The sequence below is a fragment of the Prochlorococcus sp. MIT 1223 genome (assembly GCF_034092465.1).
In the GTDB taxonomy this organism is placed as follows: Bacteria; Cyanobacteriota; Cyanobacteriia; order PCC-6307; family Cyanobiaceae; genus AG-402-N21.
In genome coordinates, this window is sequence record NZ_CP139303.1 from 565,830 (window position 1) to 587,524 (window position 21,695).

Annotated in this window: 35 protein-coding genes; 14 read left to right on the forward strand and 21 right to left on the reverse strand. The window is 31.1% G+C overall.

Going from position 1 to position 21,695, the window contains the following annotated elements:
• The first annotated feature begins 137 nt into the window (after window positions 1–137).
• The gene (locus SOI85_RS03065) at window positions 138–335 is read left to right on the forward strand and encodes a hypothetical protein (protein WP_320664763.1); all 198 of its coding nucleotides are present in this window, start codon (window positions 138–140) and stop codon (window positions 333–335) included.
• 124 nt (window positions 336–459) lie between these two features.
• Here the strand turns inward: SOI85_RS03065 and SOI85_RS03070 are convergent, their stop codons facing one another.
• The 5 genes from SOI85_RS03070 to SOI85_RS03090 all read right to left on the reverse strand — a co-directional run bounded on the left by SOI85_RS03070 (window position 460) and on the right by SOI85_RS03090 (window position 1,933).
• On the reverse strand, window positions 460–603 hold the full coding sequence (locus SOI85_RS03070; RefSeq protein WP_320664764.1) for a hypothetical protein: 144 nt from the start codon (window positions 601–603) through the stop codon (window positions 460–462).
• A gap of 196 nt (window positions 604–799) precedes the next feature.
• Entirely contained in the window at window positions 800–1,204 is a 405-nt protein-coding gene (locus SOI85_RS03075; protein ID WP_320664765.1) for a hypothetical protein, read from the reverse strand.
• An 87-nt stretch (window positions 1,205–1,291) separates the two neighbouring features.
• A complete protein-coding gene (locus SOI85_RS03080; protein WP_320664766.1) occupies window positions 1,292–1,504 on the reverse strand; it encodes a hypothetical protein in 213 nt (70 codons plus the stop codon).
• Window positions 1,505–1,537: 33 nt separating this feature from the next.
• Window positions 1,538–1,702, reverse strand: coding sequence for a hypothetical protein (locus SOI85_RS03085; RefSeq protein ID WP_320664767.1), 165 nt, complete (start codon window positions 1,700–1,702; stop codon window positions 1,538–1,540).
• Entirely contained in the window at window positions 1,703–1,933 is a 231-nt protein-coding gene (locus tag SOI85_RS03090) for a hypothetical protein (protein ID WP_320664768.1), read from the reverse strand. It lies immediately after the preceding gene.
• Window positions 1,934–2,700: 767 nt separating this feature from the next.
• Between SOI85_RS03090 and SOI85_RS03095 the strand changes: the two genes are divergently transcribed.
• The gene (locus SOI85_RS03095; RefSeq protein WP_320664769.1) at window positions 2,701–3,015 is read left to right on the forward strand and encodes a hypothetical protein; all 315 of its coding nucleotides are present in this window, start codon (window positions 2,701–2,703) and stop codon (window positions 3,013–3,015) included.
• 25 nt (window positions 3,016–3,040) lie between these two features.
• On the opposite strand, the gene SOI85_RS03100 is transcribed toward SOI85_RS03095, so the two are convergent.
• A complete protein-coding gene (locus SOI85_RS03100; protein ID WP_320664770.1) occupies window positions 3,041–3,709 on the reverse strand; it encodes a DUF3386 domain-containing protein in 669 nt (222 codons plus the stop codon).
• An 815-nt stretch (window positions 3,710–4,524) separates the two neighbouring features.
• On the opposite strand from SOI85_RS03100, the gene SOI85_RS03105 reads away from it, so the two are divergent.
• The 3 genes from SOI85_RS03105 (at window position 4,525) to SOI85_RS03115 (ending at window position 5,808) form a co-directional block, all read left to right on the forward strand.
• Window positions 4,525–4,797 carry a hypothetical protein gene (locus tag SOI85_RS03105; RefSeq protein WP_320664771.1) on the forward strand — a complete coding sequence of 91 codons (273 nt, stop codon included), beginning with the start codon at window positions 4,525–4,527 and terminating at the stop codon, window positions 4,795–4,797.
• A gap of 260 nt (window positions 4,798–5,057) precedes the next feature.
• On the forward strand, window positions 5,058–5,303 hold the full coding sequence (locus SOI85_RS03110; RefSeq protein WP_320665104.1) for a hypothetical protein: 246 nt from the start codon (window positions 5,058–5,060) through the stop codon (window positions 5,301–5,303).
• Between the two features lie 199 nt (window positions 5,304–5,502).
• Complete coding sequence (locus SOI85_RS03115; protein ID WP_320664772.1) at window positions 5,503–5,808, forward strand: hypothetical protein; 306 nt, start codon at window positions 5,503–5,505, stop codon at window positions 5,806–5,808.
• 58 nt (window positions 5,809–5,866) lie between these two features.
• Here the strand turns inward: SOI85_RS03115 and SOI85_RS03120 are convergent, their stop codons facing one another.
• From SOI85_RS03120 to SOI85_RS03130, 3 genes are all read right to left on the reverse strand, one after another.
• Window positions 5,867–6,049 (reverse strand): hypothetical protein, encoded by a 183-nt coding sequence (locus SOI85_RS03120; protein WP_320664773.1) that lies wholly within the window; start codon window positions 6,047–6,049, stop codon window positions 5,867–5,869.
• A gap of 636 nt (window positions 6,050–6,685) precedes the next feature.
• Complete coding sequence (locus SOI85_RS03125) at window positions 6,686–6,937, reverse strand: SemiSWEET transporter (protein WP_320664774.1); 252 nt, start codon at window positions 6,935–6,937, stop codon at window positions 6,686–6,688.
• Window positions 6,938–7,078: 141 nt separating this feature from the next.
• Window positions 7,079–7,588, reverse strand: a complete 510-nt coding sequence (locus tag SOI85_RS03130; RefSeq protein ID WP_320664775.1) for a hypothetical protein — start codon at window positions 7,586–7,588, stop codon at window positions 7,079–7,081.
• 195 nt (window positions 7,589–7,783) lie between these two features.
• On the opposite strand from SOI85_RS03130, the gene SOI85_RS03135 reads away from it, so the two are divergent.
• Window positions 7,784–8,032, forward strand: a complete 249-nt coding sequence (locus SOI85_RS03135; RefSeq protein ID WP_320664776.1) for a hypothetical protein — start codon at window positions 7,784–7,786, stop codon at window positions 8,030–8,032.
• A 102-nt stretch (window positions 8,033–8,134) separates the two neighbouring features.
• Here SOI85_RS03135 and SOI85_RS03140 read toward each other — a convergent pair whose 3' ends face one another.
• The 4 genes from SOI85_RS03140 to SOI85_RS03155 form a co-directional block, all read right to left on the reverse strand.
• Window positions 8,135–8,551 (reverse strand): DUF1824 family protein, encoded by a 417-nt coding sequence (locus SOI85_RS03140; protein WP_320664777.1) that lies wholly within the window; start codon window positions 8,549–8,551, stop codon window positions 8,135–8,137.
• A 631-nt stretch (window positions 8,552–9,182) separates the two neighbouring features.
• On the reverse strand, window positions 9,183–9,398 hold the full coding sequence (locus tag SOI85_RS03145; protein ID WP_320664778.1) for a Nif11-like leader peptide family natural product precursor: 216 nt from the start codon (window positions 9,396–9,398) through the stop codon (window positions 9,183–9,185).
• Between the two features lie 387 nt (window positions 9,399–9,785).
• The gene (locus tag SOI85_RS03150) at window positions 9,786–9,962 is read right to left on the reverse strand and encodes a hypothetical protein (protein ID WP_320664779.1); all 177 of its coding nucleotides are present in this window, start codon (window positions 9,960–9,962) and stop codon (window positions 9,786–9,788) included.
• Window positions 9,963–10,071: 109 nt separating this feature from the next.
• Window positions 10,072–10,230, reverse strand: coding sequence for a translation initiation factor IF-2 N-terminal domain-containing protein (locus SOI85_RS03155; RefSeq protein WP_320664780.1), 159 nt, complete (start codon window positions 10,228–10,230; stop codon window positions 10,072–10,074).
• A gap of 218 nt (window positions 10,231–10,448) precedes the next feature.
• Here SOI85_RS03155 and SOI85_RS03160 point away from each other — a divergent pair, with 218 nt between their 5' ends.
• Window positions 10,449–12,401 carry an ABC-F family ATP-binding cassette domain-containing protein gene (locus SOI85_RS03160; protein WP_320664781.1) on the forward strand — a complete coding sequence of 651 codons (1,953 nt, stop codon included), beginning with the start codon at window positions 10,449–10,451 and terminating at the stop codon, window positions 12,399–12,401.
• Window positions 12,402–12,454: 53 nt separating this feature from the next.
• Here SOI85_RS03160 and SOI85_RS03165 read toward each other — a convergent pair whose 3' ends face one another.
• Together SOI85_RS03165 and SOI85_RS03170 are read right to left on the reverse strand one after the other, a co-directional pair.
• Window positions 12,455–13,120, reverse strand: a complete 666-nt coding sequence (locus SOI85_RS03165) for an SDR family oxidoreductase (RefSeq protein ID WP_320664782.1) — start codon at window positions 13,118–13,120, stop codon at window positions 12,455–12,457.
• 182 nt (window positions 13,121–13,302) lie between these two features.
• Complete coding sequence (locus SOI85_RS03170; protein ID WP_320664783.1) at window positions 13,303–14,049, reverse strand: MBL fold metallo-hydrolase; 747 nt, start codon at window positions 14,047–14,049, stop codon at window positions 13,303–13,305.
• Window positions 14,050–14,099: 50 nt separating this feature from the next.
• On the opposite strand from SOI85_RS03170, the gene SOI85_RS03175 reads away from it, so the two are divergent.
• Together SOI85_RS03175 and SOI85_RS03180 are read left to right on the forward strand one after the other, a co-directional pair.
• Window positions 14,100–15,059: an aldo/keto reductase gene (locus tag SOI85_RS03175; protein WP_320664784.1), complete on the forward strand. Its 960-nt coding sequence runs from the start codon at window positions 14,100–14,102 to the stop codon at window positions 15,057–15,059.
• A 103-nt stretch (window positions 15,060–15,162) separates the two neighbouring features.
• Window positions 15,163–15,354: a hypothetical protein gene (locus SOI85_RS03180; protein ID WP_320664785.1), complete on the forward strand. Its 192-nt coding sequence runs from the start codon at window positions 15,163–15,165 to the stop codon at window positions 15,352–15,354.
• Between the two features lie 35 nt (window positions 15,355–15,389).
• Here the strand turns inward: SOI85_RS03180 and SOI85_RS03185 are convergent, their stop codons facing one another.
• On the reverse strand, window positions 15,390–15,869 hold the full coding sequence (locus tag SOI85_RS03185; protein ID WP_320664786.1) for a glutathione peroxidase: 480 nt from the start codon (window positions 15,867–15,869) through the stop codon (window positions 15,390–15,392).
• A 583-nt stretch (window positions 15,870–16,452) separates the two neighbouring features.
• Here SOI85_RS03185 and SOI85_RS03190 point away from each other — a divergent pair.
• Window positions 16,453–17,355, forward strand: a complete 903-nt coding sequence (locus tag SOI85_RS03190; RefSeq protein WP_320664787.1) for an oxidoreductase — start codon at window positions 16,453–16,455, stop codon at window positions 17,353–17,355.
• Window positions 17,356–17,403: 48 nt separating this feature from the next.
• Window positions 17,404–17,976 (forward strand): DUF1643 domain-containing protein, encoded by a 573-nt coding sequence (locus SOI85_RS03195; protein WP_320664788.1) that lies wholly within the window; start codon window positions 17,404–17,406, stop codon window positions 17,974–17,976.
• A 329-nt stretch (window positions 17,977–18,305) separates the two neighbouring features.
• On the opposite strand, the gene SOI85_RS03200 is transcribed toward SOI85_RS03195, so the two are convergent.
• From SOI85_RS03200 to SOI85_RS03210, 3 genes are all read right to left on the reverse strand, one after another.
• The gene (locus tag SOI85_RS03200; RefSeq protein ID WP_320664789.1) at window positions 18,306–18,470 is read right to left on the reverse strand and encodes a hypothetical protein; all 165 of its coding nucleotides are present in this window, start codon (window positions 18,468–18,470) and stop codon (window positions 18,306–18,308) included.
• A 131-nt stretch (window positions 18,471–18,601) separates the two neighbouring features.
• The gene (locus SOI85_RS03205) at window positions 18,602–18,709 is read right to left on the reverse strand and encodes a high light inducible protein (protein ID WP_414477800.1); all 108 of its coding nucleotides are present in this window, start codon (window positions 18,707–18,709) and stop codon (window positions 18,602–18,604) included.
• 95 nt (window positions 18,710–18,804) lie between these two features.
• A complete protein-coding gene (locus SOI85_RS03210; RefSeq protein ID WP_320664790.1) occupies window positions 18,805–18,948 on the reverse strand; it encodes a high light inducible protein in 144 nt (47 codons plus the stop codon).
• Between the two features lie 359 nt (window positions 18,949–19,307).
• On the opposite strand from SOI85_RS03210, the gene SOI85_RS03215 reads away from it, so the two are divergent.
• Together SOI85_RS03215 and SOI85_RS03220 are read left to right on the forward strand one after the other, a co-directional pair.
• Entirely contained in the window at window positions 19,308–19,481 is a 174-nt protein-coding gene (locus tag SOI85_RS03215; protein ID WP_320664791.1) for a hypothetical protein, read from the forward strand.
• Between the two features lie 16 nt (window positions 19,482–19,497).
• Complete coding sequence (locus tag SOI85_RS03220) at window positions 19,498–19,956, forward strand: peroxiredoxin (RefSeq protein WP_320664792.1); 459 nt, start codon at window positions 19,498–19,500, stop codon at window positions 19,954–19,956.
• A gap of 19 nt (window positions 19,957–19,975) precedes the next feature.
• On the opposite strand, the gene SOI85_RS03225 is transcribed toward SOI85_RS03220, so the two are convergent.
• Window positions 19,976–20,119: a hypothetical protein gene (locus SOI85_RS03225; RefSeq protein ID WP_320664793.1), complete on the reverse strand. Its 144-nt coding sequence runs from the start codon at window positions 20,117–20,119 to the stop codon at window positions 19,976–19,978.
• Between the two features lie 586 nt (window positions 20,120–20,705).
• On the opposite strand from SOI85_RS03225, the gene SOI85_RS03230 reads away from it, so the two are divergent.
• Window positions 20,706–21,443 (forward strand): type 1 glutamine amidotransferase, encoded by a 738-nt coding sequence (locus SOI85_RS03230; RefSeq protein WP_320664794.1) that lies wholly within the window; start codon window positions 20,706–20,708, stop codon window positions 21,441–21,443.
• A gap of 50 nt (window positions 21,444–21,493) precedes the next feature.
• Here SOI85_RS03230 and SOI85_RS03235 read toward each other — a convergent pair whose 3' ends face one another.
• Complete coding sequence (locus SOI85_RS03235; protein ID WP_320664795.1) at window positions 21,494–21,619, reverse strand: hypothetical protein; 126 nt, start codon at window positions 21,617–21,619, stop codon at window positions 21,494–21,496.
• Window positions 21,620–21,695 lie beyond the last annotated feature (76 nt).

A 21,695-nucleotide genomic window follows, 5' to 3' on the forward strand; every position in this document is an offset into this window, starting at 1 on the left:
ATTGGTCAGAATAGTTAAAGGTCTTTATTTGTTTTCAATTTAAATAACAAACTCCTTTACTTTTGAAGCTGATGTAAAATCTGTTTGCGCGGGTTTGGCATAGTGGTCACCTGGGTTATCTATTGCAATCCAACTAAATGATTGATTTATCACACATACTTGATTTCGCAACACAACTTCCTCATCCTTCAGACATTGGCTTAATAAAGCCATCAGGAGGCTTCAATATAGGAGCTGCATTATGCGGATTAGGAGCTGTTTTTGGAATGATTCAATTTTTTTACTATTCCGATGACTCAAAGCGGATAGACCCTTGGGCGAAACAAGATAAATAAAAAAAAGCGGGGTTTTAAACCCCGCTTTTTTTTATTTAATACCAAATTGAAATATCAGAATTGTTTCTTGCTTTTCAGCAAAGGTACCAAATCTAAAATTCAGTCAGTTATATAGGACTAATGATTAGTCTTTTGTTGGATCGTTTGCATCCAAGCCGTAATAAACGAATTGGGACACCTGAACAAGGGCCAGCACACCAAAGGCTGCTGCAACTCCGTTAAAGCCTCCAATTGTGATTGTTCCCAATAAGGTTGTTGCGTGAATCATTGGCACATGAGAATACGACTATAAATAAAACCTAAAAGAAACCAAAAAAGTTAAAAAAAGGAAATCTCGTAGCACGTTGAAAAAATTAGATAACAATATCCTCAAAAAAACTGTTTTAAATTGTTAGGAATTCTTCTATGTGATTATCTTCTTAAATTTAAAAACCAGACAAAAAGGCTTCTAACTCAATAAAATTTCAATCAAGGCCTTGAAACAGTTCCTTATGTACAACCAAGGTGTCATAAGGAGAAGTTCCCGCCTCTGGAGTCAAAGGATCTCCATCTACATTCCATGCGGAACTGCACAAAAGATCTCCATCCCAGCGAACACCAAAAGGATTAATGGATTTTGACCATATCCGAACCGCTTCAAAATGAGAGGGCATATATCCTCCGATTTTCCTACAGCATTCACAAATAATTGATAAAACAGGAGGTTTAGGCTTAAGTCTTAAATCTTTGACCAAACTTGGTTGATTAAATACTCCAATATAACGAATATATTCAATCAATTCAAGATCAGATTCTGACAGGTTTGCCTTAAATAAGGCTCTTTCAAACTCCTCCAAAGGAGTGATAGGTCTAGGCAAGATTTCTCGCATAATTAATTACATGTAAAATTGACAAATCATTTTGACAACAAGGATTTTCAAAGATTGATAGTTTTAATTAAAGAAACATTATTAATATTATTCCTTACCTTTAGTTTCAGTACCTTTAGATTCATTCATAATAACTTCCTTTTTAATCGGCCATCTTGCCTTAAGGTTCATGGGATTCCTGAGGTTTAGCTCAAATTTCTTTCCCTGCATAAGTGAAATACATGCTTTAAATATTGTTCCTCCAATTAAAAGTATCAGAAAAAGCCTTAAAAAGGCTAATAAATTAGAGATGTTATCCATTACAGTAATTCAATAAGGTTTGCAATGTTAGTATTATTTTTCATTTTCATCAATAGTTGATTTAGTCTTAATATTTGATTCTGGCCTTACCCATCTTTTCTCTGTTGGTACTTTTTTCGTAAATCTTCTTAAACCAACAATAATCAGAGAAGCAAAGACGACTGTCCAGAAAAGAGGGATTAAGAGTTCATTTTCCATTTATGAGCCTTTTATTGATTTAGCAACATTTGTAGTTTTACCCTCTAACTCTGATGGTATTTCTAGACCGAACCCCTCAAGCAATTGCTTCAGAAGCACTTTGTCTGACTTATCCTTGCTTTGCAATATTGACTTACTTTTAACACTAAATGCAGAAATCATTAATAAAGATACAACCAAAGCAAGCACAAAAGAAAATAAAATGAGTTTGTCGTAAAACAATTGTTCCAAAGACGCTTATTATCAAAACCATACATCAATCTTTCCATTAATTGCAAAAAAAAACAATAGAGTTTAATAAATTTAGGAAAACCAAAAACTAAGTTTAATTACCTATAAATAAATAATAAATTTAATGATTTTTATTCATCAAGTTTAGTCCTCTGTAATTAGACTAAGCAAGATTAATTAGTTTTTTCACTAAGAATATTTTCTTCTATAGAAAGTTGAAAACAAGAGAAGGGAAGCAAAGCCTAAGGATATAATCATAAAAAGTACTCCTATGAGTGCTCCAAGCGAATAACCGACATTAAAGTATTCTGAACCCTTGATAAGTGATTCAGTGATAGGAGTTTCCATATTAGGATCTTTATAATTATTCAATTTTAAAGCCTTTTTTTATTTCTAATAAGATATTTTTATCTTGGCAGAATATAGAATAAATCATAAAGGTATCTCATTTATCACGAAGATATGTGCCCTAACAAAGCTTTACTAAGTACATTTTAGTAGTAATATCTTCAATTAGATTTCTAAAAAATATCACTAATCTTATATCTTTTCTAAGAATGGATTAACTGGATCAATAATAAGTTATTAAATTATTATTTACTCTATTAATATCATAAGGCTTCCTAAAGGCAAATTAACTACAGCAAAAGAATTAAAGCTATTTTTACGTCTAATTAATAATTTTACTTTTATTTCTAAATTTTCATACATTTTCTTCACTAAAAAGACATAAAAAGCATAAGCTTAATAAAGCTATTAAAAGCAAAGTGAGAAATCCTTCTCAAAATAAAATTCTTGCAGAATCTTCTGCTTGGGTAGCTGTCTTGCTTAATTTTATTCCAGGACTAGGCACAGGGTACATATACCAAAGAAGATGGAAAGCATATTGGATAACTAATTTTGTTTTCGCGGCATGGATTGGACTAAACCTTTTCAGAGATGTTGGTATAGATCCAAATGACCCAATAATTATGAATAGTGGAGGAGGTAATTTGTATGGGATAATTATTTTCGCGACTATTACATCTGCAGAAGCTTGGATGGCTGTAAAGAAGGCAAAAGATAACTTAAGTAATGTTTAGAATATATATAACTAGAGATTCACTATTAAGGTAAATACTCAAGATCAAAGAACGAGAAAATTTGTTTGTCTGAAATAGGCTTGTCTTCTACTATTGATTCAATTGTCCTACTAGTTAAAACCCAGGGACCATTATGATCTAATGCTTTAAACTCATCTAAAAATATATTTTTCTCTTTATAGGGCTTAGCAGTTAAAGGGTCGAGGTATTGACTTGTATATTTCTTGCTTAAATAACCATTAGTTGTATTTGTTACTTCCTTGGTGAAAATATTAATTAATTTAGAATGAATATGTCGATAAACCATAGTGACAATATTATTTTTTATTCTATAAATATCCCCTTCATTTTTCCCACCAACAATAACTTCCATTCCTACTTCATCAAAATCACCTACAGTAAAAGTATTTTCTCCATGTATTAATTCAAAAGGTCGATAAACTCTATGTATAGAGACTTCCCAAAGTTGTGAGCGAATAGACTTTTCAACTAAATCTTCTTTTATTCCATTAACCCTGATTTTAAGATCTCTGTCTAAAGAAAAATCACCCTCTATAAATAAATCTCCTTTACGCAATGAACAAAACCCTTTATAGCCTCTAAATTTATTACCCCAAGTGTATCTATTTTCATATGCTTTCTGGAATTCATCACGGCAATTGCTTCCTTTGATAGGTCGTATAGTTAAGGTCATTTTTATCTAGAAGATTTATCTGGTTTATTTATCAATATTGATTATATCAAGAAATTATATTATGGGCTAAATGCTATCAATCATAAGCTCAGATTAATATTTCTTTATTTATATTTGAATTTAGCTTGCTTAAAAATTAACTTTCTATGATGATATAAAAAAATAAGTAGAGGTCTTCAATGAGAAAACTTAAAATTTATTTAATTTTTAATTGTTCATCAGAAATATTGGCTATAAGTAGTAGATTGATTTCTATAACAAGTAAAAAGACTTAAATTAACTAAAATTAGTGGAAATATTATTTTTGAACACGTAAGTAGATTAATGGACTAGGTAGAAGACAAAGCAAGAATTTAGATTAAACTAATAATCATATAATTGCTAGAGAATTTTCTATAGATATCTAAGACTAGACTAGTCTAGAATGATAAAAAGGATTAACTCTGGAAATTAATAAAAAAAATTCATCAGTTGAAATCACTTAAAGAAGTTATGTTATTAAACATACAGAAGAGTTGATGCTCTTATTTACCGGAGAAGTTCCTTAGAGAAAAAGTAAAATATATTAATTCTACTTGAGCAGAAACTTAAAAGTTTTCATTCTAAAACTTTCTTTAAAAAATATGAAGTTAGATGTATTTATTCCCAATACGCTCTTGTCGAATCCAAGTACAGACGAGATGCTTGATTTGCAATATTAATCAATGATGTTTTTAATTTTTCTCTTGTTTTCAATCTCGATAGGAGCCTTAACTCTATTTTCATTAAAGAATGATGGTCCTAATAAGCAAGAATTAAAGTTAGCTCTAAGTTCCATGTACTCAAACTTTAAATCATTAATGAGATCTACTAAAGAGTTTCTTCTCCTTTTAGTCAAAGATATCATTCAGTCGAAATCCACTGATAATTCCCCGATAGAGAGTAGCCATAGACAAGATGAGGTTTTGATATCTCCTTCTACAACTATCCAACTATCAGATAATGTAGATGATAATTTAAATCCATCTTCTGAAGAAGATTTAGCCCTTAATGAATTTTCTCCTGATGTATTGCAATTAATAGAAGAAGAAGAAGAAAAAGTAGCCTAGGAGTATTTTATATAATCATGAACACTTGGTATGTATTTATATCCTAGGTAAGCAAGAAGAAATAAAGAGTTCAGGGCTAAGAAAACAAAGAATTGGATTTTTAAGAAAGTTTTACTGACTTGAGGATTGTCGCTTTTTATGTCAACTCTCATGGATTCATTTTCTGTTTACCTTTATCTTGAATGCAAGACCCGTTAATCATTTTTATCTTAATTTCTTGTAAAAATATAGGAAATGGAATTTTTTAGAATTTGACTTCAATTTCTGTTCAATCTTTATTGGAAGACTCTCTAAGTCAGCCAGCTATTGGAGATACCTCAAAATTTTTGTGGCATGCTACCCCTTTAGGGATAGCTGCTCTTTATAAGGAGAAAGAAGCTACTCCATCTAAGAGCACTTATGAAGAAGCTCTAACTGAAGGACTAGAAGTAGGTCTTGATTTAAGTAGAGAGGAGAGGGAATCTCATTATTCAGAGAAAGGATTGGTAATTTTGTTTTATTCTTAGCAGTTACCGAAGCTTAAAAAATTCCTATGAACCATCATTTAAGAGTCTCTTAAAAGCTTCTATCTAAACCCAAAATAAAAATCAAAGGAATAAGTTGGTTTTCCATTAACCAAGTTAATTCTTAATCATCACTAAAGAAATAATTCCAAATCAGCACATAGTTCTGATGTTAACTTCCAATAGCTTTTTTAAATAAAAAATGCTTGCTTCTCTAAACTTATGCTCAGTATTAGAAAATTATTGTTATTCCAAAAAATTATCCGATAAAGAGTTGGATTTCCTAGAAAGGTGCTGGCTAGATTCATTGAACACCTTTCACTACAATAGATATCCAAATATCGCGCCTGCAATAGTTTGCGATCAAGCTGGTATACAACGTGGAAGTTATTGGATCACTTGTAATGCAGCAATACTTGATCGTTTAAGACCAGTAGGAACGGGTAAAACAAGAAGAGCTAGGGTATTTGACGCTTTATGCGAATCTGGCCTAGCAGTTAATAGCTAAATAATTCTGAAATATTCAATCTACTAAAAGGAAGCTATAAATAATTCTAATAAAGTTTTTAATTTTTAGATTTAGACATAGCATTACCCTCTATCCAAAGGCTTTTTGTTTGAATCCTGCTTCTTAGCAAAAGCCAGGGAAGTGATAGCAGAATAAAAAGAGACGATAATGCAAACAAGTCAGTAGTAAATCTACTGATGCCCCATTCTGAGGAGGCTAGAGCGAAAAGATTAAATTCCATTTGAATCAAAACTTTTCACAAGCCTAAGCTGAAGTAGCAAATGATTATGGTTTTTGTAAAAAATATACAAGACAACTCCTATAGCATGAGTCTCTTGGCTCTTCGTAAATATATTTAAATTGATTTCACTGCTGATTAGTTAAGCATATAAATGAATTTGTTGTTTGATTGCAAAATCACTTAATTTCACAAGGAACAGAAAGAATTTAAACCTTATGTTTTGAAGACCTTTTGAATATTTGAATAAATGGCTTAAAAGGATTTAGCTCCATTACTTAATAACTCCTAAATTAAGTTGATTAGTTGTTTTAAAAGAGACTGCTTTGATTTGAGAAATTCACTTGTATAAGAAATTAATAATGGCTATTAAGCCTGGCACAAAAAAGTAACCAAACATACGCTGACTCAAATCATCAGTCATTAAGAACTGTAACATATCGTATGTATTTTTGTAAACCAAATTCCGGTAAAATTTCTGGGATTATCGAATGGGCTAAATTTGCTTTTGCAGACTTTTCTTTTGAAATTATTTGTTGATACTTATTTAGCCTGATTAATGATTATCTTAATTTTTTGGAGGATATTTATAATATAAAGGCATTCTAGTCTTAGCAGATTAAGGGAATAGGCTTATAATTAATTCCCAAAATGATATATTAATTTTAAAACTAAAATGAAAAAATTAAGAATAAATGTTATAATATTTGCAGTAACTATAGGAATTGAATTAATATTTAGACCATATATAATCCAACATGAAATACCTGAGAGGAAGCAAATAAGCATAACATAAGAGAAGTCCTCAGCAGACTTTGTTTTCCAAGTTTTTATAACCTGGGGCAAGAAAGCGAAAGTTGTTAGAATTGCCGCTGCGAATCCAAAGTTCACTGTATTTAGTATTATTTATGTAAAAGATAGTATAATATATTCAATTATTTAGTATTGAGTTTTTATTAATTAATATTAAATAGTATATATTTAGAAATGAATATTATTCAATATAAAACTAGCTCTTAATCAAAGTATTTTTTAGCCTATGTTATCTATTTCAGTTAAATAGTTTTTAAATTCTTCAACACCTTTTTCACCTATTAAGCCGATAGGATTACCACAAGTATCAATGATATTGCTGGCAATACTATCCTTTAACTGATTCTTATTAATTTGTTTAGTTAATTTATTTTTATATACCTCCTTTTTATTCTCTGCTATCGAAAATTTAATAGCACTTTCTTTAGAAAGTCCAAATCCAATAGAGTTACAGAATTTATTAGTAATATTTTTTGATACTTTATTTTGAAATTTAAGTATGCTTTCAGGTTTATTGTCTGCCGCAAAAATAGGTTTATTAAACTGAAAAAAAGTAAGTGTTAATGTAATTATAATAATTATATTATATCCTTTCTTAAGGTTCACTAATTTAGTGATTTTAACAAAATTTAGCTTCAGGTAATCCCAAAGGTAAATGCCATACATTGTTTTTTTTCTTATGCTGATTTTATGTTTATCAGAATTTTTAAGGAATGAAATACAATTCATGGCATAAAAGCATTTAAAATTAAACTTCATTTTAAATAAGCTTATAAGGCTTATATCTGCATAAATTCTCGCATTGCATCTTATTGCTATTGGGCAAAATTAAAAAAATACAAGAGTTTGCTTTTGAAAAGGAGTTTAAAAGATGTCAAGCCTATAAAAGTTTGTTATCTTTTTTTATGTGAGTATATTTACGAAATGGCGACTAGGAGAGAAAAGTACCCTGAGAAATGTCCTTGGGATGGGGGCCCTGATCAGAATTTAGCAAAAAAAGATCAATGGGTTATGCAAAATGGGATAGAAACTGTTGTTTTTAGCAAAAACAAACTAGATGAGCATTATTTCATTATAAAAACTCCTCAAAATGAGGAAACAATTCTGGCTTTTAGAGCCAGACTTCTTTTTCAAAAATTGCTCGACAAGGGCTTTAAGCTTCAAGAATTCTAATAAATCGTATTAGAGCTAGATGCTATGAGCTTTTAATTAGGCAAGTGTTGAATTGAAATCATTAAACTATTTATAGAGCGAAATGGCTAGGAAATTAAATTCCTAAATTTCTTGATGAAAGAAGTTTAAAGGAAAGGGTCCAAGAGTATTTGAGTCTTTATTAATGTCATCATGCTGGCAACTTATAAGTATTCCCTCTCCAAGGCCATATTCAATTCGAACATATATCTCCCCTGTCTTTTGATTTGCTTTCAAATAAACAGGGCCAGTAATATCAGTATTAGAAGAAATCTTCATTTGATTCCATTTAAATCTTTTTTCTATTTCTCTTAAAACATTGACTGCACTACTTGCAGAAGAGGCCATAATTCCAACAGTGAACCAATCTGCTTGATTCATATAAGGAAGAAGCTCATTAAACAAGAATTTATACTGATCTTTTTCGAGATCAGGTGCAGTTCTTAGAACTGATAATTGATTTAATGAGATTTTAGAATGAATAGAATTTGTTTTATCCATGCCAAATACTCCAAAAACTTATAAGGAATAATACCTACAAAAAAGAAAATTCACTAACTATAGTTTTCCACTTTTCCACAGGCAAGTAAAGTTTTTATGGCTAAAGAGGATTTGGAATTTTATAGATCTAATTTTCATTGGATCGTAAGAACCATTGATATGAATGAAGAATTATCTCAATATTTTAGGAATCAGAGATCAGAGACTTTTGTTTAAGTACAAGGTTATCGCTAGTTCTCGAATGATGACAATTCATTTCTGTGGAAAAGTATCCTATGAAACAGTATTCCCTATAAAGGCTTTAATTACTGCATAAGCTTGAAAAAAACAGATTAAGAATTTTTTCCGTAGGCCAGTATCATTTTCTACATTGTCAGGTTTGTCAGCACTTTCCCAATTGCTAAAAAATATTATTCCATTAGATTTCACTACTATTTAAATTTTTAATTCAGTGGATAATCAGGCATGTCATAAAATGATTGATTCCATTAACTGGGAAATGAAGGAGATGTTTTCAGAAAAATCACTGGAGAGTTTCTTCTATGAAGTGCTTAATCAGTATTCCAACTGCTATGAGGCTAATTCCAAGTAACTCAATAACTGAAAAAAGTAGAATTTATCAAACCAAATTTCAAGTATATTCGCCGGGTACATCATTCTTGCGTACTGTAACCTTACCTACTTTCTTCCCAGAGAATCTTAATAGCTCATCGCCTGAAAACTCATATCCAAGCTTAGAAGCTATTTGTGCTACGTCATCAGCTGTAGAGGTGCTTAAAACCCTATCCTTTAAATCATGGTCAGACTGCATTTTTTGTAGGAATTTCCTTAGTTGATCTAAAGACATGAATATTCTCTTATATACGAATGAAGCAATTCAATTCAATAAAAAGACCCTAGTTAAAATACCAGGGCCGGGTGATGGGGAACTTATTTCTAAACCATATGTCCAATTAAATCAACCCCCCTATATATAGTGCCGTTTCTTTTAATTAAAAGCGCTATATATAGGGTCTACTTTATCTCGATCAATATCTTATGAAATTATATCTATATAAATTCCTTCAATAGAAAGGAGTTATTTTATGCGTTTCTGAAGAATTCATTGTACTATAATTTATATATGCTTAAATATTATTTTAATTTTCTAATATATAAAAATATTAATTGCCATCCCATTTATTACAAAGTTTTTCCTCAACTAATATTTATTGATCTTTATTTTACTAATATTTCAATTAGATTTATCCTGAGATTTATAAAATTCAATTAGATTATTTAACATATCTATAACGACTTTATTTGAACATTTAGTTCTCTCTTGCAATCTCATGCAGGCTTCCTTGATATTGACAAAGGCATCTTCACAAATCTCAGCTAATTGCTCCTGTGATAATTGATTATCAGTCATTTTAATTTTAAGAAACTGTTCTCATAGTAACAAGAGAATCCTTAGATTGAAAAGAAATTTGCTTTAAAGTCTAGAAATTGACGTAATGAAAAATTATATTTAAATTCTTCTAATTGTTTTCATGATAATCAGTAATTTTCTTTGCGTCTTGTAATGACAATGAACTAATGCTTGAGGAGGCTGGCAATTTTAAGATTGCACAAATAGAAATAATGTCTGCAATCTCAACTCCTAAGGCCTCTGATAATTCCTTTACTCTGATTTTCATTTCTTAAAAGGTAAGGTTGAATTATTATAATTTATTATAAGAAAAAAACATCAAAGTTTCTTCTTATAATAAATTACATATTAATCATACTGATTAAATATCATATACTATTTTTTAGTCTTGGTCTTGATATAAGTAAAAATAATTGATTATCTAATTAGACATAATACACTTGGGGATGTTGAATAGAGTTAAAGCTGATAAAGAGAAAACTAGGTATGTCTTTGATTAGTCTTATAAATGCATCTAAAGATTTTGGAATAAAGAATATTTTCCAGGAGCTTGATCTACACATTAATAAAAACGAAAAGCTGGGATTAATTGGTGCCAATGGTTCAGGTAAATCAACTCTACTTAAGGTTATAGCTGGCATAGAACCACTTCTAGAGGGAGAAAGGAAGTGCGCTCCTTCATTAAAGATAAAAATAGTTCACCAAGATAGCTTGATCAAAGGGAATCATTCAATCCTAGAAGAAGTTTTAGAAGGGTGTGGTGAGAATAAAGAGCTCTTAATTCAATTTAAAGACGTCAGTGAATTGGTCGCAAAAGATCCAGAGAACAATGAGGCTCTTAAACAATTGGGGGTTATAAGTGAAAAAATGGATCACGCCAATACCTGGAATCTTGAGCAAAGATGCAAGGAGATCCTTAGGCGACTTGGGATAGAGAACCTAGATATGCCAATAAATAAACTATCTGGTGGCTATCAGAAACGTGTAGGTCTAGCTTCTGCATTGGTTGGGAATCCAGATGTCTTACTCCTTGATGAACCCACGAACCATTTAGATGCAACTGCGGTTGAATGGTTGCAAAATTGGTTGGAAAATTTTGAAGGCAGCCTTGTACTCGTTACTCATGACAGATATGTCCTAGATAGGGTTACAAAAAATATGATTGAGGTTGATAGTGGAAAGGTTAAAAAATATTCAGGGAATTATGCTTCATTTCTCCAGCAAAAAGTTGAACAGGAGCAAGCCGAAAAATCCTCAAACCAAAAATTCAAAGGAATACTAAAAAAAGAGCTGGCTTGGTTAAGACAAGGTCCAAAAGCCAGAAGCACAAAACAAAAAGCTAGAATTCAAAGAATTGAACAAATGAAACTAAAGAAAACTTCTATTAATAAAGGTTCATTAGAGATTATTTCTTCTTCTAGGCGCTTAGGAAATATAGCAATAGAAACTGAGAAACTTCTTGTAACTACTGATGGAGGAATGGACAGTCCTGTCTTGTTTAAAGATTTTACTTACAGCTTTACTCCAAATGACAGAGTTGGAATAATTGGGGCAAATGGAACGGGCAAGTCATCATTATTAGATGTTATTGCCGGCATTAAAAAACCAGCTTCCGGAAAAATAATAGTTGGAGAGACTGCACATATTGGATATTTAGACCAAAATACTCAAGATTTAGTTAAAGAAAGAGAGTTAAATAAAAAGGTTATAGATTTTATTGAAGAAGCTGCCATAAGGATAGAACTTGGCAAAAAAGAGTTTACAGCATCAAAACTTCTTGAAAAATTCTTATTCACTCCCAATCAACAACATTCTCCAATTGCAAAATTATCTGGAGGAGAAAAAAGAAGACTAAAGTTATGTAAAATGTTAATAAAAGTACCCAATATTTTACTTCTAGATGAACCTACAAATGACCTAGATATTCAAACTCTTAGCATATTAGAGGACTTTATAGAAACATTTAAAGGCTGCGTTATTGTTGTCTCACATGATCGATATTTTCTTGACCGAGTAGTTAATAGGATTTTCAATCTTCGGGAAAAGGAATTAAAGCGTTATGAAGGTAATTATAGTGACTTCCTTGCAAAAAATGAAGAGTCTAATAAATCAGGGAAAGATTTAATGGTAAATAAACATAGAGAGATGGATGTGTTAGCAGAAAAAGTAAATAATCAAAAATCTACTATCTCTATAAATTTAAGGAATCAATCAATTAATCCGAAACCTAGAAAAAGAAGTTTCAAAGAAAATCTAGAGCTTAAAAATATAAATAAAGAATTACCTTTACTTGAAGAAAGTAAGAATAGATTAGAGATTAAAATATCAACAGGAGATGGAAATATTATAGAACAAAGTAAAGAATTAGCTAATTTAATCGAGAGTATAAATAAATATGAGGAAAGATGGCTTGAATTAAGTGATATCTCTTACGATTAGAATAGAATAAGTATATTCAAAAGAGAAGGTCTAGGTAATATTAAAGATATACTTTACCAAGGTAATATTTGACCATTAGCATGCCAAAAGGTACCCGTATTAATTAAAGATAAAGAATCAATTCGATCAATTAGACCGGTTGCTGATTGCTTAGTAGTTATACCATTAGAGATAAATCCGGTCATACGAGTACTAACTAATCCAGGATGTAAAATAGCGACAGATATGCCCTTAGGATGTAAATCAATAGACAAAGATTTACCAGCCATACAAAGAGCTGCTTTTGACATTCTATATCCATACGAACCACCTGAAGTATTATCCTCAATAGACCCCATTCTACTTGTAATTAATATTATTTTTGATCCTTGCTTTAAATTGTCAATCATTGCTCTTGTAAAACATAATGGGCTCAAAGCATTAACTTCAAATTGCCTCTTTATACTTTCTGGATTAATATCTGATAATGTATTGGATTCATGAATACCTGCATTGTGAATTAAAACATCTATTTTTTGACCCTTAAGTTTATCTCTAAATTTAATAACTGAATTACCCGAGCTAATATCAACTCCTATCTCGACTCTTAAATTCAAATCATCTAGTTCATTGGATGATTTCCTACATGTAGCAATAACTTCTTCACCTCTAGCTTTTAACTGGCGGCAAAGTTCAAGGCCTATTCCCCTATTGGAACCAGTTACAAGATAAGTAGACAAATTATTTAAGCATCTTCAATTAGCTTAAGCAAGTGTCGATCCTTTAAGGGAATAGCTTGGATAAAAGATAAAATATTTCATATTTAGAAGAAATAAAGAGAATATTGTAAATAGTTATTTAAAATATTAGGAGAAAATATAAATAACTAAATTAGTTTTTCAGGTTGATTAAATGAGTTCAATTAAACATTACGACTTTTTAATCTGTATTTCTCGCCTGTTTTTGGTTGTACAAAAATAATTTGATTTTCATACTCACTAATTAATTTCTCTGAAGTTGCGTTAACTCTAGTTAAACTATTAATAAGACCAGAGAATTTTGCATCTCCACCTGTTGTACTAGCAAGTACAGTTAACGGTTTAAAAATACTTATTAGTTTAGGTAATACCCTTGCTCCTTGTATAAAATCTCCAACCATAGGTAATTTAAGATCGACCATCGGTGTTATAACTGCATCAAGCTCACGAGGAGAAATTTTACTATCAAAAAAACCATGAGGCTCCAAGTAAATTGAACCTATTTCATTAGAAATAATATATCCGTTTTCTTGATTAGGGACTGAAGCTCCAGCAGTTGCTTCTATTTCTAGTTGACATATTTGTTTTATATCTCCTGGGCTCAAGGTGGTTACAGATTCAAAACCTAGTCTTTTTACAACTTTAGAGGCTGACTTTGATCCAATAACAGGAATACTACGTGGCAAAAGTTCTAGAGAGGGTATATGAGAATGATCAGCCAAGCCTTGAGTCAGCACGAGCAAATCCAATTGATCAGGAGGTTCCAATTCTTTTTGCAATCGACCTTCTATCAACCAAGGGCCTGGGGGGAAAGAAAGAACTCCTTTAAGCCAAGGATCAATTAAGACTCTAACTTCGCCAAACTCAACTAACCATCCGCTCGATCCCAAATAGGTAGCAGAAAAACTCATAACTAAAAATCAATGTTTTTAAGTAGGTTAAATAAAAACCAACTTCTCATATGACTTCAATCGGTTTTGGGACATGGTCTTGGGGGAACAAACTCCTTTGGGGTTACAAGTCAGAAAAGCATGATGATCTTTTAGAAGAGACATTTCAAACAGCTATAGAAGAAGGCTTAACTCTTATTGATACAGCAGATTCTTATGGAACTGGTAGGCAGAAAGGTAAGAGTGAAGAATTACTTGGAAGATTTATCAATAATCTTCCTTCCTCTAAAAAAAAACACATCACCTTAGCAACAAAATTAGCTCCTTTCCCATGGCGTATTGGAAGGAAAGGTTTGCATCAAGCATTCTTTGAAAGCAAAGCAAGACTTAAAGGAAAGTTAAACAGAGTTCAGCTCCATTGGAGTACATATAAATATGCGCCATGGCAAGAGATTCAATTAATTGATGGTCTTGGAGACTTGCTAGAAAAAGGACATATTTTCGAAATTGGTTTATCAAATATCGGACCAAATAGACTTATGTATATATATAAAAGACTGATAAAACGAAAAATTAGAATTAAAAGTATACAGGTTCAACTTTCACTATTATCACCTCAAATTGATAAATACTTTATTCTTAAAGAAATATGTAATGAGCTTGGAATTGAGATCTTAGCTTATAGTCCTTTAGCCTTTGGTTTACTTACTCTACCTCCAAATATAGACGGCATATCATCAACTTTATTAAGAGAAAGTATTTATAAGAGGCTTTTACCATCTAGCAAAGAAATTAGAAGTAAGATTGAACAGATTTCTAATTCTAGAGATGTTTCAAGATCACAAGTTGCTCTAAATTGGTGCAGGTCACATGGAGCCATTCCCATACCTGGAATAAGAACTCCGATACAAGCTAAAGAAGCTGCTTCAGCAAAAAAGTGGGAGCTTTCTGAAACAGAAGTTTATGAGCTAGATAAATTGAGTAAAGCGTGTAAGATAAAAATGCCTAACAATCCATTTCAAAGTGATTAAGAATACTATTTAAATTAGTGGAATTAAATTTTCATATTATGATAATATTTTTAATTATATAAAATAATTAAATTAGGTAATACCTATCTTAAATAAATCTCCTATGGATTATTTAGAAAATGATGATTCAATGCCTGCATTTATTAGAGATGTAAAAGCATACTCAGAAAGACAATTTGAATATCATTCTCAACACAGCGCAGCTATACGTGAGCTAAAGGATTTAAATAAAAAACTATGTATAAGAGTAAATAATCTAGAAAAAGAGATTATATTAATAAAAAAGAATCTATAAGAGAACTTCTAATATTCTAAAAACATAGACTTTTATTAAGATTCAAGAGCTACTTCAATTGCGGCTATTAGTTTCTCGTTAGAAGGATCTATTTTTGGTTGAAAACGTGCAATAACATTACCATCTTTTCCTACTAAAAATTTTTCAAAATTCCAACTTACATCACCAGCAGGTTCTGTCTTATTTAAGGTTGTATAAGGTTCTGTTGTCTCACCTTTTGCATGAACTTTATTAAAGATCTCAAAATTAACTGAATACTTTACAGAGCAAAACTCCTGAATTTCTTCCAAAGTACCAGGCTCTTGGCCTCCAAAGTCATTGCAAGGAAATCCTAAAACCACAAAACCTTTACTTTGATACTTGTCCTGGAGGGACTGCAATCCAGAATACTGCGGAGTATTTCCACACTGACTGGCCACATTTACGATCAAAATGACTTTCCCTAAATAATCGCTAAGTTTCTTTAGGCTGCCTGTTGAAGTTTCGACAACAGTATCAATTACGCTTACTAACATGTCGATAAATAAAGATTTCACTATTACAACTCTAGTAAATTATCTAACAAATTGACTTTCTAAATTACATAATTCTGCCTTTTTAGGTCTATTAGTAATAAAAAGACGGTTTCAAGGCCAAAATCTATAAAAAGCATTAACGATTTTTCAATAATTGGCAGACGAGTAAAGGAATAGACCCATTATCATCCAACTAATGTATAAGCAGAATGAAAAGATACTGGTCAGATATCTCTCATAAGTTATTTCTGAATAGAGATTTAGTTTGTTATCAGTTGGGCAATATTAATAAATTAAATTTTCTTCAATGTATCCTTTTTAGCAAGGATTTTAACTTCTCTTATACATAGGGTAAGCCCCATTAAACAATACTATTAATGCAGTCGTTGATTAATTTATCAAATGACTCTAGTAATATAAGAAGAGCTTTTAGATTACTTCAGTATAATTATAAGGGAAAAGAATAGAAAAGGATTGGCATTTTTACTGAGGCAAAGTTATTTTTAACTTTAGAGAAGATACAGTTTTGCTTTCACACTAATGTAATAGTAGTTCTTATAATAAATAGAGATAAGTTCATTTAATGAATTGGGAATTAGCTAAAGTGCCTGATCAATCAGGAAAGATAGTTCTAATAACAGGGGCCAATAGTGGGCTTGGGTATGCAAGTACAAAAGCCCTGCTTATGAAAGGTGCAACTGTAATAATGGCTTGTAAATCAATGAGAAAGGCAACACTCTCCAAGAAAGAACTACTGGAAATAAAAGCACCTGGCGTTATTGATTTATTACAACTAGATCTATGTGACATAAAAAAGGTAAAAGAAGCCGCTGCAGAGATTTCAAGTAAATATTCTAAGCTTGACATAATAATAAATAATGCAGGGATTATGGCTCCTGACCATTATCTCAGCAAGCAAGGTTTAGAAAGCCAATTTGCAGTTAATCACTTGGGGCATATGGCTTTAACAACTTTTCTTCTTCCATTAATATCAAAAGAAAAGGACTCTAGGATTATAACGGTAACATCTGGAGCTCAACACTTCGGGAGAATTGAATGGAATAATCTAGATGGAAAAAATAATTATCAAAGGTGGAAGTTCTATGCCCAAAGCAAAGTAGCAAATGTAATGTTCGGATTAGAATTAGAGGATAAGTTAAGAGAAAAATTCGCGGAAACTAAATCTATACTTGCGCATCCAGGAATTGCTAAAACTAATCTTCAAAGAAATGTCTCTAAGAATTGGCATAATGTATATAAATCAATATCTCAAACATTTATTGAACCAATAATTCAAGAGGCAAGCAGCGGAGCCCTATCTCAACTTTGCGCAGCGACATATACAAATGCAAAAGGGGGTGAACAATATGGACCTAAATTTAATTTCTGTGGAAAGCCAAGAGTTGTCAAAAGTGCTAATTATGGAGTTAATAAAGAGAATCGAAGAAGATTGTGGGATTTAAGTTTAAATTTAATAAATGAATAAATCCTATATCTGTTCAGAGAAATCTAAAGTGATTCTGAATTAAAATATATGAAAGTATATCAATCAAACAGAAGAAAGGTACTAAAAAGCAAATGCGGCCTATATCGTCTTAGATTAGATGAACTATTACCTATATCTGGAAGAAGTTTAGTCTTTATAGGTCTAAATCCCTCAAAAGGGGATAGTTATACAAATGACAAAACCTTAATCCGCTTAAAGACTTTCTCTAAAGAATGGGGCTACGAGAAACTTACAGTTGTAAACCTATTTTCTAGAATTTCCAAAGATCCAAATATGATAAAAAAAGCAAGAAATCCTATAGGTAATTTCAACAATGAAATATTAGATGATGTTATTAAAGAATGGTCAATGAATTCAAAAGTAGATATGTGGTTAGCATGGGGAAATAAAGGAGCTTTGCTAAACAGAGATAAAGCAATTATAAAAAAAATAAAATCATATACTAATAATATTGAAAAGGAAAACAATAAGCGATTGTATGTTCTAAAATTAACTAAAGAGGGGCAACCAATGCATCCTCTATATGCTAAAAAGAAATCTGAATTAGAAAGGATTACAATCCTAGCGAATCTTCAGTTAAGCATTCTCGCAGAACAATAAGATTATTCTTATTGTTCAGAGCACAATCCATTCGAGTCTCAACGCAATTATTTTGGCTGACAGATAAACATTGACTAGAGTAAATGCCAATTAAATTAAATACGATGTTTCCAACAACCACAGCAAAGACTGACTGAAGGAATGAAAAAGTGAATTTCATAGAATAATATTTTAGAAATAATCTCAATAGACTTATATAACAATAATATTATATTAATTTCACAAAGATCTATTCAATATTATTAGAAAGGTTTAAAGACAATAAAAAATTAATCCCTTCATAAATGAATATAAAGAGATTAATCAATAAGTAAGTCTTAAGAAAATAATTAGTATGTCTGCAGAATTCCTTTATCTATCATCCTGCCTAACTTGATTGCTGCTGCAAGTTCACATCTTGAAAATTCAAATTGATGTAATGTTATCCAATCTAGTTTTTTACTGGCAATCATGCCAGTAGTTACAGATTCGAGATAAATAGAACCTATAGACATAGGTTTTTAACTAGAAGTATGTGACAGAGATTTTAAAAAGTATTTTTGAAATCTCTGAAGAATAGGCTTGAATGGGTTTAGTTCCATTGTACTTGTTTATAAATTTGAAAAGTTTAATGTAAGCTTATAGACTAGAAGACACCAGGTATAATCTGGCCTGTAAAAGCATAAGTGCCCAGTGCAGCAAAGACACCTATCATTGCAAATCTTCCATTTAATAATTCAGCATTGTTGTTCATTGATTTAAAAGGTGAAGGTTAATTGTGTAATTTAATTTGCCTCATCGGCAGATGCTATTAACAAATTCAACGAAGCTGTATCTCCTGGCTATTTATCAAACAAGTCCAGGAATCAATTGTCCGGTCGTTAAATAGGCGCCAACAGCAGCCCAGAAACCTAACATCGCTGCCCATCCATTAATTCTTTCTGCTACAAGCTTTTCAGGCTCTACAGAATTGTTCATAGCATTTTTGTCCATTTGAATAATAAAGAGATAGATAAGATAAAGGAGCCAGAAAAGGCTTCCGCTTGTAAAGAAATATAACACAATATGTTACTAAGTGTGAAGACAAAGGCGCTGTTCTTGCCTTAAAAGTAGTTAGATGACAACAATATACACTGGTAGCAAAGGGTTTATAAGGTATTAAATCCAGTTATTATAGGGGCATAAATTATTCTCATACATCAAATTTATAAGTCTAAATATAAATTTATTTAAAATCTTCGAGTCTCAATGCTTGAACAAGCTAAATCATTAAAGTCAAAGGCGAGATTTTGAATACTAATCCACACTAGAATAAAAAAAACACTAGGATAATTTTTTAATTTCCAATGAAAATGGGAGAATTAGAAGCTTCTATAGATATTTTCCCTATATGGAAGGCAGTTATTTGGTGTTTCTACCCGATGGCAGTTTTAGTACTTATAGAATTGCTCTCAAACAATATGAATGATGATGATGATGATGATGGAGGCAAAATGATACCTGCTTTTCAAGGTATGGGCGGTTAGGAAAATAAATAAAGCAATGCCTATTAAACTTGGAGATAAAGTACCAATTTTTTCCTTAAAAGATCAATTCGGAAAGATCAAAAGCAACGAAAAGTTAAAAGGGAAGCCATACGTACTATTCTTCTACCCTAAAGACGATACCCCTGGTTGCACAATAGAAGTATGCGGCTTTAGAGATAAATATGACCTATTCAAAATTCTAGGAGCAGAAGTATGGGGAGTTAGCAATGGAGATAGTGACAGCCACCTCGAATTCGCAAATAAAAATAATTTACCCTATCCACTCTTATGTGACACTAATAACTCTCTAAGAAAAGAATTTGGCGTACCCAAGTTTCTTGGATTGCTAGAAGGTCGAGTCACATATATTGTGGATTCAAAAGGTACTGTTTGTCATATATTTGAAGATTTACTAAATGGCCCAGCTCATATAAAAGAAGCTTTAAGAGTGCTAAAGGAAATACAAATCAAATAGATTTAAATATCTAAATATTCTACTTTTTAAATAGATTATTTAGTCTGTCTACATTCTTATATCCACTACTGTTAACCATAAAAGCTACAGTCGCAAACATCATTACACCTATAAATGAAACTCCGAAGAAAAGTTGTTGAACTGGTGAAAGTGCTATAAACATTTAGATAGAGAAGAAAAGCCATTTATAACTAAAATAATCAAATTCCGCGAGGATATTCTTGACATTAATACAATTAACAAACTATCTCGATTATTTATACTTTCCCAGAGCAAAGAATATATCGCCTCTTTAGCCGAAGTTTTTTTTGGTAATTTATATCTTAAATATTCTCGATAGGTTGAAGAGGCCATTAGCATATACATATTAAATTACCAAATAGAAACAACTTATTAACTTTCAGTGAATTAAATAAAATCACTACACTCAATATCTGAAGAAATAACATTTCATTACATTAGTCAAATCAATTGAATATTAAAAACTCGTTAATTAATTTCTGCATATCAATATCATATTTATTTCTTTTCAAGTTAAGTCTATTGAAATATTAATAATAATTCTACGTGTATATTCTTTTTATTTTAGTTTTATACAAATAAATAAAATATATTCCTGACGTAGCAATCATTGGAGCTGATAGCAGGAATAAAACCTGTAACATATTCATGTTATTTTATTTACATATTTATTATGTTGTCATGTTTTTTTCTATCTTGCAGAAGATCTTTACCTTTATTAACCAGCTTTGAATCATAGGCAATTAATCGTAATTCAGCACATACCTAGAGAAGGACCTGGTCTATTTGAAGTAATAGCAAAGGAATTAGGATTCGAGGTTAATGTTTTTAGAATGGACTTAAATCATCCCTTACCTAAACCAAAAAAAACAGATTTACTTTTGATAATGGGTGGACATATGGGAGTAAAAGACATTAATAATCCCTTATACAATTGGATGCAGAAAGAAGTGTTTTTAATACAAGAAGCAATTAAGAGTGGAGTTGGCGTTATTGGAATTTGTTTAGGAGCTCAATTATTAGCACATGCCTCGGGTGGAGGAATAGAAAAACTTCTAGAAGAGAGAAGTGGAAAACCATTGCCCGAGATAGGTTGGAGCAAGATTATTCCTGTATCAGAGAATAAAAACGAAGAAATTTCACAATATTTTAAGGCTCCATTAGATGTGTTGCACTGGCATGGAGATAGGATTCTTCTGCCTAAAAATTCACATCTGCTTGGAAGCAGCAATAGATGTAAAGAACAATTTTTTAAGATTGGGAATAGAGCTTATGGACTGCAATGTCATATAGAAACTAATGAAATGATGGTACAAGAGTGGATTAATAAAGACAAAGAATTCATTTACTCTGGACTAGGAGAGAATGGATTAGAAATACTTAGACGTGAGGAACTGATCTATGAAGGAATGAGTGAGAGTAGCAGAAAAGATTTAATAAGAGGATTACTAACAATACTTACATAAATTTAGATCAGAAAGTTATTAACAATTTAAATAGGTAAGAAAAGGGAATATTATTCAAAGAAACCATTTTTAAATAAAAAGAATCCCATTAGCAGAATTGGTCCTAATCCAAAAAATAACAAAACTATTTTCTGAACTAATGGACCAGGTTGATTTTCCTTCTTCAATTTAGGCATAATCTATTTAGGTTCTCTGAATATTATAAAATCTAATCACATAACTTTAAATCTAGAATTAAAATTAATCAAAAAT

What these genes read in the sequence shown, in the direction of transcription:
- SOI85_RS03200 (WP_320664789.1), bottom strand. Translation starts at nt 18,470, where the DNA reads ATGTCTATAGGTTCTATTTATCTCGAATCTGTAACTACTGGCATGATT.
- SOI85_RS03235 (WP_320664795.1), bottom strand. Translation starts at nt 21,619, where the DNA reads ATGCCTAAATTGAAGAAGGAAAATCAACCTGGTCCATTAGTTCAGAAA.
- SOI85_RS03140 (WP_320664777.1), bottom strand. Translation starts at nt 8,551, where the DNA reads ATGGATAAAACAAATTCTATTCATTCTAAAATCTCATTAAATCAATTA.
- SOI85_RS03145 (WP_320664778.1), bottom strand. Translation starts at nt 9,398, where the DNA reads ATGTCTTTAGATCAACTAAGGAAATTCCTACAAAAAATGCAGTCTGAC.
- SOI85_RS03130 (WP_320664775.1), bottom strand. Translation starts at nt 7,588, where the DNA reads ATGAATTGTATTTCATTCCTTAAAAATTCTGATAAACATAAAATCAGC.
- SOI85_RS03085 (WP_320664767.1), bottom strand. Translation starts at nt 1,702, where the DNA reads ATGGAAAATGAACTCTTAATCCCTCTTTTCTGGACAGTCGTCTTTGCT.
- SOI85_RS03220 (WP_320664792.1), top strand. Translation starts at nt 19,498, where the DNA reads ATGCCTATTAAACTTGGAGATAAAGTACCAATTTTTTCCTTAAAAGAT.
- SOI85_RS03135 (WP_320664776.1), top strand. Translation starts at nt 7,784, where the DNA reads ATGGCGACTAGGAGAGAAAAGTACCCTGAGAAATGTCCTTGGGATGGG.
- SOI85_RS03225 (WP_320664793.1), bottom strand. Translation starts at nt 20,119, where the DNA reads ATGTTTATAGCACTTTCACCAGTTCAACAACTTTTCTTCGGAGTTTCA.
- SOI85_RS03150 (WP_320664779.1), bottom strand. Translation starts at nt 9,962, where the DNA reads ATGACTGATAATCAATTATCACAGGAGCAATTAGCTGAGATTTGTGAA.
- SOI85_RS03185 (WP_320664786.1), bottom strand. Translation starts at nt 15,869, where the DNA reads ATGTTAGTAAGCGTAATTGATACTGTTGTCGAAACTTCAACAGGCAGC.
- SOI85_RS03100 (WP_320664770.1), bottom strand. Translation starts at nt 3,709, where the DNA reads ATGACCTTAACTATACGACCTATCAAAGGAAGCAATTGCCGTGATGAA.
- SOI85_RS03170 (WP_320664783.1), bottom strand. Translation starts at nt 14,049, where the DNA reads ATGAGTTTTTCTGCTACCTATTTGGGATCGAGCGGATGGTTAGTTGAG.
- SOI85_RS03175 (WP_320664784.1), top strand. Translation starts at nt 14,100, where the DNA reads ATGACTTCAATCGGTTTTGGGACATGGTCTTGGGGGAACAAACTCCTT.
- SOI85_RS03080 (WP_320664766.1), bottom strand. Translation starts at nt 1,504, where the DNA reads ATGGATAACATCTCTAATTTATTAGCCTTTTTAAGGCTTTTTCTGATA.
- SOI85_RS03075 (WP_320664765.1), bottom strand. Translation starts at nt 1,204, where the DNA reads ATGCGAGAAATCTTGCCTAGACCTATCACTCCTTTGGAGGAGTTTGAA.
- SOI85_RS03205 (WP_414477800.1), bottom strand. Translation starts at nt 18,709, where the DNA reads ATGAACAACAATGCTGAATTATTAAATGGAAGATTTGCAATGATAGGT.
- SOI85_RS03210 (WP_320664790.1), bottom strand. Translation starts at nt 18,948, where the DNA reads ATGGACAAAAATGCTATGAACAATTCTGTAGAGCCTGAAAAGCTTGTA.
- SOI85_RS03160 (WP_320664781.1), top strand. Translation starts at nt 10,449, where the DNA reads ATGTCTTTGATTAGTCTTATAAATGCATCTAAAGATTTTGGAATAAAG.
- SOI85_RS03195 (WP_320664788.1), top strand. Translation starts at nt 17,404, where the DNA reads ATGAAAGTATATCAATCAAACAGAAGAAAGGTACTAAAAAGCAAATGC.
- SOI85_RS03120 (WP_320664773.1), bottom strand. Translation starts at nt 6,049, where the DNA reads ATGGAATTTAATCTTTTCGCTCTAGCCTCCTCAGAATGGGGCATCAGT.
- SOI85_RS03180 (WP_320664785.1), top strand. Translation starts at nt 15,163, where the DNA reads ATGGATTATTTAGAAAATGATGATTCAATGCCTGCATTTATTAGAGAT.
- SOI85_RS03115 (WP_320664772.1), top strand. Translation starts at nt 5,503, where the DNA reads ATGCTTGCTTCTCTAAACTTATGCTCAGTATTAGAAAATTATTGTTAT.
- SOI85_RS03190 (WP_320664787.1), top strand. Translation starts at nt 16,453, where the DNA reads ATGAATTGGGAATTAGCTAAAGTGCCTGATCAATCAGGAAAGATAGTT.
- SOI85_RS03070 (WP_320664764.1), bottom strand. Translation starts at nt 603, where the DNA reads ATGATTCACGCAACAACCTTATTGGGAACAATCACAATTGGAGGCTTT.
- SOI85_RS03105 (WP_320664771.1), top strand. Translation starts at nt 4,525, where the DNA reads ATGTACTCAAACTTTAAATCATTAATGAGATCTACTAAAGAGTTTCTT.
- SOI85_RS03065 (WP_320664763.1), top strand. Translation starts at nt 138, where the DNA reads ATGATTGATTTATCACACATACTTGATTTCGCAACACAACTTCCTCAT.
- SOI85_RS03155 (WP_320664780.1), bottom strand. Translation starts at nt 10,230, where the DNA reads ATGAAAATCAGAGTAAAGGAATTATCAGAGGCCTTAGGAGTTGAGATT.
- SOI85_RS03215 (WP_320664791.1), top strand. Translation starts at nt 19,308, where the DNA reads ATGGGAGAATTAGAAGCTTCTATAGATATTTTCCCTATATGGAAGGCA.